General features: G+C 71.2%; 8 protein-coding genes. 4 read left to right on the top strand and 4 right to left on the bottom strand.

The genetic code is table 11. The annotated features are described in order from the left end of the window. Window positions 1-17: 17 nt before the first annotated feature. Complete coding sequence (locus tag DY218_RS33505) at window positions 18-1,199, top strand: MFS transporter (RefSeq protein WP_128559963.1); 1,182 nt, start codon at window positions 18-20, stop codon at window positions 1,197-1,199. Window positions 1,200-1,228: 29 nt separating this feature from the next. Here DY218_RS33505 and DY218_RS33500 read toward each other — a convergent pair whose 3' ends face one another. Beyond that, entirely contained in the window at window positions 1,229-2,728 is a 1,500-nt protein-coding gene (locus tag DY218_RS33500; protein WP_128559962.1) for an acyl-CoA synthetase, read from the bottom strand. Window positions 2,729-2,931: 203 nt separating this feature from the next. Here DY218_RS33500 and DY218_RS33495 point away from each other — a divergent pair, with 203 nt between their 5' ends. Then, complete coding sequence (locus DY218_RS33495; RefSeq protein ID WP_128559961.1) at window positions 2,932-3,414, top strand: GNAT family N-acetyltransferase; 483 nt, start codon at window positions 2,932-2,934, stop codon at window positions 3,412-3,414. 119 nt (window positions 3,415-3,533) lie between these two features. Then, the gene (locus DY218_RS33490) at window positions 3,534-5,990 is read left to right on the top strand and encodes a penicillin acylase family protein (protein ID WP_128559960.1); all 2,457 of its coding nucleotides are present in this window, start codon (window positions 3,534-3,536) and stop codon (window positions 5,988-5,990) included. Between the two features lie 85 nt (window positions 5,991-6,075). Here the strand turns inward: DY218_RS33490 and DY218_RS33485 are convergent, their stop codons facing one another. The 3 genes from DY218_RS33485 to DY218_RS33475 all read right to left on the bottom strand — a co-directional run bounded on the left by DY218_RS33485 (window position 6,076) and on the right by DY218_RS33475 (window position 10,026). Beyond that, window positions 6,076-7,176 carry a calcium:proton antiporter gene (locus tag DY218_RS33485; protein ID WP_128559959.1) on the bottom strand — a complete coding sequence of 367 codons (1,101 nt, stop codon included), beginning with the start codon at window positions 7,174-7,176 and terminating at the stop codon, window positions 6,076-6,078. Between the two features lie 153 nt (window positions 7,177-7,329). Beyond that, window positions 7,330-8,880, bottom strand: coding sequence for an acyl-CoA synthetase (locus tag DY218_RS33480; RefSeq protein ID WP_128559958.1), 1,551 nt, complete (start codon window positions 8,878-8,880; stop codon window positions 7,330-7,332). Between the two features lie 39 nt (window positions 8,881-8,919). Next, complete coding sequence (locus tag DY218_RS33475; RefSeq protein WP_128559957.1) at window positions 8,920-10,026, bottom strand: NAD(P)H-dependent flavin oxidoreductase; 1,107 nt, start codon at window positions 10,024-10,026, stop codon at window positions 8,920-8,922. 210 nt (window positions 10,027-10,236) lie between these two features. Here DY218_RS33475 and DY218_RS33470 point away from each other — a divergent pair, with 210 nt between their 5' ends. Beyond that, window positions 10,237-12,030, top strand: coding sequence for a serine hydrolase domain-containing protein (locus DY218_RS33470; RefSeq protein ID WP_128559956.1), 1,794 nt, complete (start codon window positions 10,237-10,239; stop codon window positions 12,028-12,030). Window positions 12,031-12,034: the final 4 nt, after the last annotated feature.

Genomic DNA, 12,034 nt, shown 5'->3' with positions numbered 1-12,034 from the left:
CACTCGACGGTGGGCGGATGCCCGCCTACCGCGACCTGGTCCGCGTGCCGGACTTCCCGCCACTGTTCGCCGTGTCGTCCGCCCATGTCGCCGCGCAGACCGTCAGCGGGCTCGCGCTCGCCACGCTCGTGTTCCGGGCGACCGGCTCTCCGCTGCTGTCCGCGCTCGCGATGTTCGGCCCGTCCCTGGCGCAGCTGCTCGGCGCCACGCTGCTGCTCTCCGCGGCGGACCGGCTGCCGCCGCGTGCCGCCCTGTCCGGCATGGCCCTGCTCTTCGCCGTGGGCACCGCGGCACAGGCGCTGCCTGGCCTGTCCGTAGGCTCCTCGTTCACGATTCTCATGGTCCTCGGCCTGATCGGCTCGGTGGGCGGCGGCGTGCGGTACGGGCTGCTCAACGAGATTCTGCCGGCGGACAGTTACCTCACCGGGCGCTCCTTGGTGAACATATCTGCGGGGGCGATGCAGATCCTCGGTTTCGCCGTCGGCGGGGCGCTGGTGGCCGCTCTGTCTCCGCGCGGCACCCTGCTCTTCGGCGCGGCGCTGTACCTGCTGTCCGCGGGAGTCGCCCGCTTCGGGCTGCGCCGCCGCGCGCCTCGCGCCGTGGGCCGCCCCTCCGTGCGGGAGACCTGGCGCAGCAATCGGCTGCTCTGGTCGTCCCCGGCACGCCGCGCCGCCTACCTCGCCCTGTGGGTGCCGAACGGCCTGGTCGTCGGCTGTGAGTCGCTGTACGTGTCGTACGCGCCGGACCATGCGGGTCTACTGTTCGCCGGTGGTGCGCTCGGCATGCTGACCGGCGACCTGCTCGCCGGACGCGTGATTCCACCGCGGCTGCGCCACCGGCTCGGCAGTCCGCTCGCCCTGCTCCTTGCCGTACCGCATCTGCTGTTCTTCGCGGCGCCCGCCCTGGCGCCCGCGCTCGCCGCGGTGACCCTGGCGACCGTCGGGTACGGGGCGAGTCTGCTCTTCCAGGAGCGGCTCCTCGCCCTGACGCCTCAGCAACTCAGCGGCCACGCCCTGGGGTTGCACTCGTCCGGCATGCTCACCATGCAGGGCGTCGCGGCGGCCAGCGCCGGTGGGATCGCCCAACTCACCTCGCCGGGCACGGGAATCGGACTGATGGCGACGGCGTCCGCGGTGGTCACCCTGGTGTTGTGGCCGCGGCTGCGCGGACGGCCGGCGGGGCGGGTGGCCACCGCGTAGTACATATCGGGGCCCCGTCGGCCGGTCGCTCAGGAGTCGGCGAACCGGTCCCGCAGTTCACGCTTGAGGATCTTGCCGCTGGCGTTGCGGGGCAGCTCGTCCACGAACAGGACGCGCTTGGGCGCCTTGAAGTGGGCGAGCTTCTCCTTGGCGTGGGCGACCAGTTCGGCCTCGGTCACCTCGCCCTTGGGCACGACGACCGCGGTCACCGCCTCGATCCAGCGCTCGTCCGGGAGCCCGACGACCGCGGTCTCGGCGACGCCCGGGTGCCCGTACAGGGCGTCCTCGACCTCGCGGGACGCGACCAGGACTCCCCCGGAGTTGATCACGTCCTTCACCCGGTCGACGACGGTGAAGTAGCCCTGCGCATCCCGCACCGCGAGATCACCGGAGTGGAACCAGCCGTCGCGGAAGGCCTCTTCGGTCTCCGCCGGCTTGTCCCAGTACCCCTCGCACAACTGCGGTGAGCGGTAGACGACCTCGCCGGGCGTACCGTCCGCGACGTCCTTGCCGGCCTCGTCCACGACCCTGGCCTCGACGAACAGCACGGGACGGCCGCAGGAGTCCATCCGCCCGTTGTGCTCGTCCGGGCCGAGGACGGTGGCGAGGGGGCCGATCTCGCTCTGTCCGAAACAGTTGTAGAAGGCCAGCTGCGGCAGCCGGCCGACCAGGCGTTCAAGGACGGGCACCGGCATGATCGAGGCACCGTAGTAGGCCTTGCGCAGACCGGTCAGGTCGCGGGTGGCGAACTCGGGGTGCTGGGACAGGCCGATCCACACGGTCGGCGGCGCGAAGAGGCTGTCGGCCTCACCCGCCTCGACCAGATCGAAGATCCGCCCGGCGTCCGGTGCGTCGAGGACGGTGTTCCTTGCGCCGATCGCCAGGTACGGCACCAGGAAGACGTGCATCTGCGCCGAGTGGTAGAGCGGCAGCGAGTGCACGGGCCGGTCGCCCGGCCGCAGATCCAGTGCGTGGATCGCGCTCAAGTACTCGTGCACCAGGGCGCGGTGGGTCATCATGGCGCCCTTCGGGCGGGCCGTGGTGCCCGAGGTGTAGAGGAGTTGCACCAGGTCCTCGGAGCGCGGTTCCGGACCGTCGTACGGCTCGGTCGCCGGGAGCCGGGCGAGCAGCGAGGCCTCGCCGTCGCGCAGGTCGAGCGTCCGGACGCCGTGCGGAAGGCGGTCCGCGAGGGCCGGATCGGCGAGCACCAGAGCGCTCGAGGACTGGCCGACGATGTACGCCAGATCCTCACCCGTCAGGTTGTGATTGACCGGCACATGGACGAGCCCGGCACGGGCGCAGGCGAGGAAGCCGATCAGATACGCGTCCGAGTTGTGGCCGTAGGAGGCCACCCGGTCGCCGGGCGTCAGGCCTTCGTCGCGCAGCAGCCGCGCGGCCCGCGACACGGCGTCGTCGAGCTGCCCGTACGTCCAACTGCGGTCGCCGTAGTCGAGCGCCACCGCGTCCGGTGCCCGCCGGGCGCTGCGCCGGAGCATGCCGTCGACCGTACTGCTGCCTCCACCAGTCATGCGGCGATCCTGTCCGGCCGCTCCCGGCCGGTCAAGACATGGACGCCGGGTGTGCGGGTACGCTCGACGGCATGGATTGCCCCCTCGTGACCGCCTGCTTCGCCGCAGGTCGCACCCGCCGCTGACGGCCGGCCGCGGCGTCTTCCGACTGCTCGCGGCCGGGGACGGTGCACACCCACCCCCTCCCGCCGAGAGGCAATCCCATGCGCATTCGCCCGTACGTCCGTCATGACCTGGCGCGCCTCACCGCGCTGACCATCGAGACGTTCCGGCCGTACTACGAGGACACCTTCCGCCCACTGGTCGGCGAGCTCGTCTTCGCCACCGAGCACGGCCACTGGCGTGACGACTACCGCGCGCAGGTCGCCGCGCTGCACGACCCCGCCCACCACCGTTTCGTCGCCGTCGCGGAGGTCCGCGGCCTGATCGCCGGTTACGTCGCCTGGCGCGTCGACCCCGCACGCGAGAACGCCGAGGTCACGATCCTCGCCGTGGACGCCGGACACCGGCGCGGCCGGATCGCGACGGCCCTGTGCGAGCACGCCTTCGGCGAGATGCGCCAACTCGGCGCCCGCGTCGTCGAGATCGGCACGGGCGGCGACCTCTTCCACGCCCCGGCACGCGCACTGTACGAACGCCTCGGCTGCGTCGCGGTGCCTGCGGCCGTGTACTACCGGGAGTTGTGAGCCGCGGCCGACGGCTCGGACGAACACCCGCACACAGGCGGGTGCGCAGGGACGCGGACAAGTGACATACCGCTTGGTATGCTCAACCGCCCCTACCGACCCCCGAGTTGGGAGGATCCATGCGCACCCGCACTTTCGGTGCCCTCCGCACGTCCAGAAGATCAGGCCGGCGGCGCGGGCTCGGCCGGCTCGTCGCCGTCGGCGTCGCGCTGGTGACCGTCTCCGCATCACTCGCGCCGGCCGCCACCGCGGACCCACCGGAGCAGCGCGCCTCCGACGGCCGCCTGTCCGCGAAGATCCGCTACACCGAGTACGGCATCCCGCACATCCTGGCCGAGGACTACGCGAACCTGGGATTCGGCACCGGGTGGGCGCAGGCCGAGGACCAGGTCTGCGTACTCGCCGACGGGTTCCTGACCGTACGCGGTGAGCGGGCGCGGCACTTCGGCGCCGAGGGCGAGACGGACGGCTCGCTGTCGTCGGCGTCCGACAATCTCGCCAGCGACCTCTACTTCCGTGGCGTCCGCGATGCGAAGACGGTCGAGAAGCTCCTGAAGGTGCCCGCACCGCGCGGCCCGAGCCGCGAGGTGAAGGAGATGATGCGCGGCTGGGCGGAGGGCTACAACGCCTGGCTGAAGCAGAATCGGATCACCGACCCGGCCTGCAAGGACGCGGACTGGGTGCGCCCGGTACGGACCCTCGACGTCGCCGCCCGCGGATACGCGATCGCGGTGCTCGGTGGACAGGGGCGCGGCGTGGACGGCATCACGGCCGCCCGGCCACCGGGCGCGGCGGACACCGATGAGCGCGCCCGCAAGCAGCCGGCCGACCCGGGCGAGGCGGCCCGCGAGCTGTTCTCGGCGGAGAACGCCGACATGGGGTCGAATGCGGTCACCTTCAGCGGCTCGACGACGGCGAACGGCCGTGGTCTGCTGCTCGGCAATCCGCACTATCCGTGGCAGGGCGGCCGGCGCTTCTGGCAGTCGCAGCAGACCATCCCGGGCGAACTGAACGTCTCGGGCGGCTCGCTGCTCGGCACCACCGGCATCTCCATCGGGCACAACGCCCACATCGCCTGGAGCCACACGGTCGCCACCGGCGTCACCCTGAACCTCCATCAGCTCACCCTCGATCCGGCGGACCCCACCACGTATCTGGTGGACGGCAAGCCGGAGAAGATGACCGAACGCACCGTCACCGTGCCGGTCAAGGGCGGCAAGGACGTGACCCGCAGCCAGTGGTGGACCCGCTACGGGCCGATCGTCGACAACCTCGGCGAGGAACTCCCACTGCCCTGGACGGCGGACACGGCGTACGCGCTGAACGATCCGAACGCCACGAACATGCGGGCCTCGCAGACCGCACTCGGCTTCAGCAAGGCCCGCAGTACCGCCGACATCGAGCGTGCCCTCGACGAGACGCAGGGACTGCCCTGGGTGAACACGATCGCGGCCGACTCCCGAGGGCACAGCTTCTTCGCCCAGCACCAGGTCCTGCCGAGGATCACCGACGAGCTGGCCGAGCAGTGCTCGACGCCGCTGGGTGAAGTCACCTATCCGTCGGCGGGCCTCGCGGTCCTGGACGGCTCACGCGCGGACTGCGCGCTCGGCACCGACAAGGACGCACTGCAGCCCGGGATCTTCGGACCGGGGAGGATGCCGGTCCTGCGGGACGCGCCGTACGCGGAGAACTCCAACGACAGTGCCTGGCTGGCCAATGCGGACCAGCCGCTGACCGGCTACGAACGGGTCTTCGGCGCCTCCGGGACGGAGCGCTCGATGCGGACCCGGGGCGCGATCGAGGATGTGTCCGGCATGGCGGACCGTGGCCGGCTGACCGTACGGGACCTGCAGCGGCAGCAGTTCGCGAACCGGGTGCCGGCCGGTGATCTCGCCGCGGCCGATGTCGCCCGGGCCTGTGCGGAGCTGCCCGGCTCCACGGCGACCGGCAGCGACGGCAGAAGCGTCGATGTGGGCGCGGCCTGCCGGGTGATCGAGAAGTGGGACCGGACGATGAACACCGACAGCCGCGGCGCGCTGCTCTACGACCGCTTCTGGCGGGCGCTGGTCGCCGCGGTACCGGCGGCTGAGCGGTGGAAGGTGCCGTTCTCCGCCGACGATCCGGTGGGCACCCCGAACACGCTGAACACGGCGGCTCCCGGCTTCGCCACGGCCCTCGCGGACGCGGTGACGGAGCTCGGATCGGCGGGCATCGATCTGGACGCGCGGCTCGGGGACCACCAGTCGGTGCCGCGCGGCGGCGACCGTGTTCCGGTCGGCGGCGGTACCGAATCGCTGGGCGTGTGGAACAAGACGGAGCCCCTGTGGGACCCCTCGAGCGGGTACACGGACGTCGAGCACGGCTCCAGTTACATCCAGGCGGTCGGCTGGGACGGCAGCCGCTGCCCGGTGGCCCGCACGCTCCTCACGTACTCGCAGTCGCAGAACCCCGAGTCTCCGTACTCCGGGGACCAGACGCGGCTCTACTCCAAGGAGCGCTGGGTGAAGGCCCGGTTCTGCGAGAAGGACATCCTGCGGTCGCCCGACCTTCGGGTGAAGTGGGTGCGCGAGCGCTGAGCGACGGCCACGGCCCCGGTCCGCAGTGCGTGCGGGCCGGGGCCGTAGGTGCAACTGATGCCGTGGGGACGGGTGCCGGTGCGGCTCAGGGGCTGATGGCCAGGAACACGAACGACGAGAACAGTACGAGGTGGACGCCGCCCTGCAGGACCGTCGCCCGCCCGGGCACGACGGTGAGCGAACTGACCATCACGGTGAGGGCCAGGAGCACCATATGGGTCGGGCCGAGCCCCAGCTCCAGTGGGCCGGACAGCCAGATGGACGCTATGGCGATGGCCGGGATGGTCAGGCCGATGCTGGCGATGGCCGAGCCGTGCGCCAGGTTGAGGCTGATCTGCACGCGGTCGCGGCGGGCCGAGCGCAGCGCGGCCAGGGTCTCGGGGAGCAGCACGAGCAGGGCGATGATGACACCGACGACGGCGTGCGGCAGGCCCGCGGACTTCACGCCGGATTCGATGGTCGGCGAGACGCCCTTGGCGTTGCCGACGACCGAGATCAGGGCGATCAGGAGGAACGCAAGACTGCGCCAGGCTTCCCGTGCGGACGGCGGGGTGGCGTGCGTCTCCGCGTCCATGACTTCGCCGTCCCGGGTGACGGGCAGGAAGTAGTCGCGGTGCCGCACGGTCTGCATGGCGACGAACAGTCCGTACAGGGCGAGCGACACGACTGCCGCGAAGATCAGCTGTGGTCCGGTGAACTCCGGGCCCGGCTTGCTGGTGGTGAAGGTCGGCAGCACCAGGCTGAGGGTGGCCAGGGTGGCGACGGTGGCCAGGGCGGCGACCGTGCCCTCGGTGTTGAAGTTGGCGACGCCCTTGCGCTTGGCGCCGACGAGGAGGGCCAGGCCGACGATGCCGTTGCAGGTGATCATCACCGCGGCGAAGACCGTGTCGCGCGCGAGCGTCGCGGACTTGTCGCCGCCGTCGGCCATGAGGGTGACGATGAGCGCGACCTCGATGACGGTCACCGCGACCGCGAGGACCAGGGATCCGAAGGGTTCACCGACCCGGTGCGCGACCACCTCGGCATGATGGACCGCGGCCAGCACCGCTCCCGCGAGGCAGAGGGCGACGGCGGCCACCACGACGCCCGGCAGTGAACGGCCCCAGGTGACCGCCAATACCGCCAGTGCGATCACGGGGACCGCCATGGTGCCGACATTGGTGAACGCGCTCGGTTTTGCTCCCATGGGAGAAGGCTCGCAGGTCACAGGCCGTCTCGCGCGTGCAACCCGCGATTTTCCCGTACCCCGAGACCAACGTCACCTCGTCCGCATCAGCCGAGGGCCCCGCCTCGTCCGTAATGTGCTCACCTGGGTGTCCTGCCCTGGACGGTCTCCGTCTCATACGGGACGCTCCCGGCCCTCCCAGTACGGTTCGCGCAGCCGGCGCTTGTACAGCTTGCCGTTGGGATCGCGCGGCATGGTCTCGACGAAGTCGACGCTCTTCGGGCACTTGTAGCCGGCGAGACGTTCGGCGCAGTGGGCGAGGATGTGCTCGGCCAGTTCCTCACCCGCGTCGTGACCGGGCGCGGCCTCCACCACGGCCTTGACCTCCTCGCCCCAGTCGGCGTGCGGGATGCCGAAGGCGGCCGCGTCGGCGACGGCCGGGTGGGTGAGCAGGGCGGACTCGATCTCGGCCGGGTAGATGTTGACCCCGCCCGAGATGATCATGTCGATCTTGCGGTCCCGCAGGAAGAGGAATCCGTCCTCGTCGAGCAGGCCGAGGTCGCCGACCGTGAAGAAGTCGCCGATGCGGTTCTTCGAGGTCTTCGCCTCGTCCTTGTGGTAGCTGAAGCCGCCGGTGGACATCTTCATGTAGACGGTGCCGAGTTCACCCGCGGGCAGCCGGTTGCCGTCGTCGTCGAAGACGGCGAGTTCGCTGATCGGCCAGGCCTTGCCCACGGTGCCGGGCTTCTTCAGCCAGTCCTCGGCGGTGGCGAAGGCTCCGCCGCCCTCGCTGGCCGCGTAGTACTCCTCGACGCAGTGCCCCCACCAGTCGATCATCGCGCGCTTCACATGCTCCGGGCAGGGCGCTGCTCCGTGGATGGCATGCCGCATGGACGAGACGTCGTAGGAGTCCCGGACCTCATCGGGCAGGGCGAGGAGGCGGTGGAACTGGGTCGGCACCATGTGGGTGTGGGTGCACCGGTGGGTGGCGATGAGGCGGAGCATGTTCTCCGGCTGCCAGCGGTCCATCAGGACGATGCGGTGGCCGATGTGCAGGGCGGCGCCCGCGAATTGGAGCACCGCGGTGTGGTACAGCGGCGAGCACACCAGATGGACGTTGTCGTCGAACGGCCGGATGCCGAAGATGCCCAGGAATCCCCCGAGGTGGCTCTCCTCCGGGGCCTTGCCGGAGAGCGGGCGCCGGATGCCGCGGGGGCGGCCGGTGGTGCCGGAGGTGTAGTTCATCACCCAGCCGAGGGTGCGGTCCTCGGGCGGTGACTCGGGCTGCCCGTCGAGCAGTTCGGCGTACGGGCGGAAGCCCTCGGCCGCGCCCACGGCGAACCGGGCCTCGGACGGAAGGCCCGCTTCGTCGGCCGCGGAACGCGCCGCGTCGGCGAACCGCTCGTGCGTGATCAGCACCTTGGCGCCGGAGTCGGAGACGATCCAGGCGATCTCGGGACCCACCAGGTGGTGGTTGACGGGGACGAGGTACAGGCCGGCCTGGCTGGCGGCGAGATAGGCGGTGAAGAACTCCACGCCGTTCGGCAGGACCACCGCGAAGGCGTCGCCGCGTCGCAGACCGGCCGCGTGCAGTCCGTGTACGAGGCGGTTGACCGCGCCGTGCAGGCGGCCGGCCGTCCAGTGCTCGCCGTCCGGTGCGACCAGGATGTCGCGGTCCGGGTCCGCGGTGGCCTGCGCCCAGAATCCGTTGGGTGCTTGGGACATCTGTGAGCTCCTTGTACGTCTGCGGGTCACGGCGTACGTCTACTGGTCGCGGCCGACGATCCGGTTGAGGCGGTCGACGGCGCGCTCGAAGCCGGCGGTGAGGTCGTCCACGACCTGCTGCACGCTGCGTTCGGTGTTCATCCGGCCGACGATCTGGCCGACCGGCGTACCGAGCAGCGGATCGATCTCGTACTTCTGGATACGGGACACGGCCTCCGCGACGAGCAGGCCCTGCAGGGGCATCGGCAGGGTGCCGGGGCCGGCCGGGTCGTCCCAGGCGTCGGTCCATTCAGTACGCAGCTGGCGGGCGGGCTTGCCGGTGAGGGCGCGGGAGCGGACGGTGTCGCCGGAGCCGGCCGCGAGCAGCTTCTCGGTGAGCGCCCGCGAGTGCAGATCGGCCTCCGTGGTGGTGAGCCAGATGGATCCCGTCCACACGCCCTGCGCGCCCAGGGCGAGCGCGGCCGCCGCCTGTGCCCCGCTGCCGATCCCGCCCGCCGCGAGCACCGGCAGCGGCGCGACCGCCTCCACGGCGTCGGGGGTCAGGACCATGGAGGCGATCTCACCGGTGTGGCCGCCGGCCTCGTAGCCCTGCGCCACCACGATGTCGATGCCCGCGTCCGCATGCTTGCGCGCGTGGCGTGCGCTGCCGGCCAGGGCGGCGACCAGGACGCCGTGCTCGTGCGCCCGGGCGATCACATCGGCGGGTGGTGAACCGAGCGCGTTGGCAAGGAGTTTGATCGGGTAGTCGAAGGCGACGTCGAGCTGGCTGCGGGCGACCTCCTCCATCCAGCCGGTGATCCGCCAACCGGAGGCCTCGCCCTCGTCGAGTTCGGGCACCCCGTGCTTGGCGAGAGTCTGCGCCACGAACTGCCGGTGCCCCTCGGGGATCATCGCCTCGACGTCCGCCTCGGTGACGCCCTCCACCTTCTTCGCCGGCATCACCACATCGAGGCCGTACGGCTTGCCGTCGGTGTGCTGTTCCATCCAGTCGAGGTCGCGCTGCAGCTCGTCGGGCGCCGTGTAGCGGACCGCTCCGAGCACCCCGAAGCCGCCGGCCCGGGTGATCGCCGCGGCGACGGCGGGGAACGGCGTGAAGCCGAAGAGCGCGTGCTCGATGCCCAGTCTCGTGCTCAGCTCCGTCTGCATGGGCGCAGGATGCCGCAGTCCCCCGGACGAGGGAAGAGATTTTCTGATGGATCGTCAGATTCTTTGCAGGGCCGACGCGATGAACACCGCGCGGGCCCGCAGGGTTGACAGGGCACCATCCCGGCAAGAAAGTTTCACCTGCTCGACCACACTGCGAAAGATACTTTCAGCAGCGACGCACCGATGCCGCGAGACAGGGGGATGCTCGTCATGACCGGAGCCACGGCGGACACGGACGGCAGAGGACTCAGCCGTCGCCAACTGGGCGCGGGCGTAATGGCGTTGGGAGGCGCTCTGGCGCTCGTGCCGTTCCCGGCCGGGCCCGCGGCGGCCGCGGCCGGCTCTCCCGGCCGGCCGACTCTGCGCCGCGGCTCCCCCGAACGCGCCGGGCTGCTCCCCGGGCAGCTGCGCCAACTGGTCAAGGACGCGGAGCGGTTCCTCGGCCCGTCCCCCGAGCACCCCTGGTACGCCGGCGCCGTGCTGCTCGCCGGTCGCGGCGGGACCGTCGCCCTGCACCGGCCGATCGGCAAAGCGGTGCGCTACTCGGCGTACGACGAAATCACCGACACCGGAGTGGAGTTGCCGCCCGGCGAACAGATCGCCACCACCGAGGACACCGTGTACGACCTGGCGTCCGTGTCCAAGCTCTTCACCTCGATCCTCGCCGTGCAGCAGATCGAACGCGGAGCGCTGGAGCTGGAGGCGACGGTCGCCTCCTATCTGCCGGACTTCGGCCGAGCCGGTAAACAGGACGTGACCATACGTCAACTCCTCACCCACACCTCGGGCTTCGTCGAGTGGCTCGCGCTGTACGAGGAGCCGACGCAGGACGGCCGACTGCAGCTGATCTGGGACGAGGAGCCGATCAACCCGCCGGGCAGCACCTACCTCTACTCCGACCTCAACCTGATCTCGCTCCAGCTGGTCCTGGAGAAGATCACCGGCCGCCGCCTCGACACCCTGCTGCACGACGAGATCACCGCCCCGCTCGGCATGCGGCGCACCCGCTACAACCCGCCGGCCTCCTGGAAGCCGCACATCGCCGCCACCGAGGACTGCCGCCGGCCGTGGTCCGGGCTCGAGCGCGGACTGGTCTGGGGTGAGGTGCACGACGAGAACGCCTTCGCGTTCGGCGGAGTCGCCGGACATGCCGGGGTCTTCTCCTGCGCCTGGGACCTGGCCGTGCTCGGCCGCACACTGCTCAACGGCGGATCCTACGGGCGGGCCCGGATCCTCTCCGCGGACTCGGTGGAGCTGATGTTCACCGACTTCAACACCGACTTCCCCGGCGATGCGCACGGTCTGGGCTTCGAGCTCTACCAGCACTGGTACATGGGCGCGATGGCGACGCCCCGTACCGCCGGGCACACCGGGTTCACCGGTACCTGTCTGGTGCTCGATCCGACCACCGACTCGTTCCTGGTGGTGCTGGGCAACTCCGTTCATCCGGTGCGCAGTTGGCGTTCGGGGTCGGCACCCAGGGTGGCCGCCGCCAACAATCTGGCGCGGGCGGTGCCGGTGACGCCGGAGCACGGGCGTACGGCCTGGTACTCGGGGATGGCCGGATCGGCCGACGCCACGCTCACGCTGCCGGGCGTGCGGCCGGCCACCGAACGGGCCCTGCTGCGCTGCGCGTTGTGGTGGGACACCGAGCCGGAGTCCGACGCGCTGCATCTGGAGGCCGCCACGGACGACGGGAGCGGCTGGCGGGCGGTGCCCTTCCGCACCCGTCGGCCCGGCCGGCCCGCGCAGGACCATCCCGACGGCTCGGCCACCGGCTGGTCGGGCCGTGTCTGGCACCGGGTCACGGCCGATCTGAGCGGACTCGGCGGCAGCGAGGTCCGGCTGCGCTGGCGCTACCGCACGGACGAGCTCTACGTCGGCCGGGGCGCGTACGTGGACGGACTGCGGATCGAGGACGGCCCCCACACGCTCTTCGACGAGTCGCGGCCCGCCGACGCTCGCCGCATCCGGGCCACCGGCTGGACTGCCTCCCGCAACTGACGCC

Source organism: Streptomyces triticagri, from assembly GCF_003429565.1.
GTDB lineage: Bacteria > Actinomycetota > Actinomycetes > Streptomycetales > Streptomycetaceae > Streptomyces > Streptomyces triticagri.
The sequence above is the reverse complement of the archived record's forward strand: the minus strand, read 5'-3'. Positions and strand labels throughout refer to the sequence as shown.

Coding starts and splice junctions, on each gene's coding strand:
- DY218_RS33505 (WP_128559963.1), top strand. CDS start 18: ATGCCCGCCTACCGCGACCTGGTCCGCGTGCCGGACTTCCCGCCACTG.
- DY218_RS33500 (WP_128559962.1), bottom strand. CDS start 2,728: ATGACTGGTGGAGGCAGCAGTACGGTCGACGGCATGCTCCGGCGCAGC.
- DY218_RS33495 (WP_128559961.1), top strand. CDS start 2,932: ATGCGCATTCGCCCGTACGTCCGTCATGACCTGGCGCGCCTCACCGCG.
- DY218_RS33490 (WP_128559960.1), top strand. CDS start 3,534: ATGCGCACCCGCACTTTCGGTGCCCTCCGCACGTCCAGAAGATCAGGC.
- DY218_RS33485 (WP_128559959.1), bottom strand. CDS start 7,176: ATGGGAGCAAAACCGAGCGCGTTCACCAATGTCGGCACCATGGCGGTC.
- DY218_RS33480 (WP_128559958.1), bottom strand. CDS start 8,880: ATGTCCCAAGCACCCAACGGATTCTGGGCGCAGGCCACCGCGGACCCG.
- DY218_RS33475 (WP_128559957.1), bottom strand. CDS start 10,026: ATGCAGACGGAGCTGAGCACGAGACTGGGCATCGAGCACGCGCTCTTC.
- DY218_RS33470 (WP_128559956.1), top strand. CDS start 10,237: ATGACCGGAGCCACGGCGGACACGGACGGCAGAGGACTCAGCCGTCGC.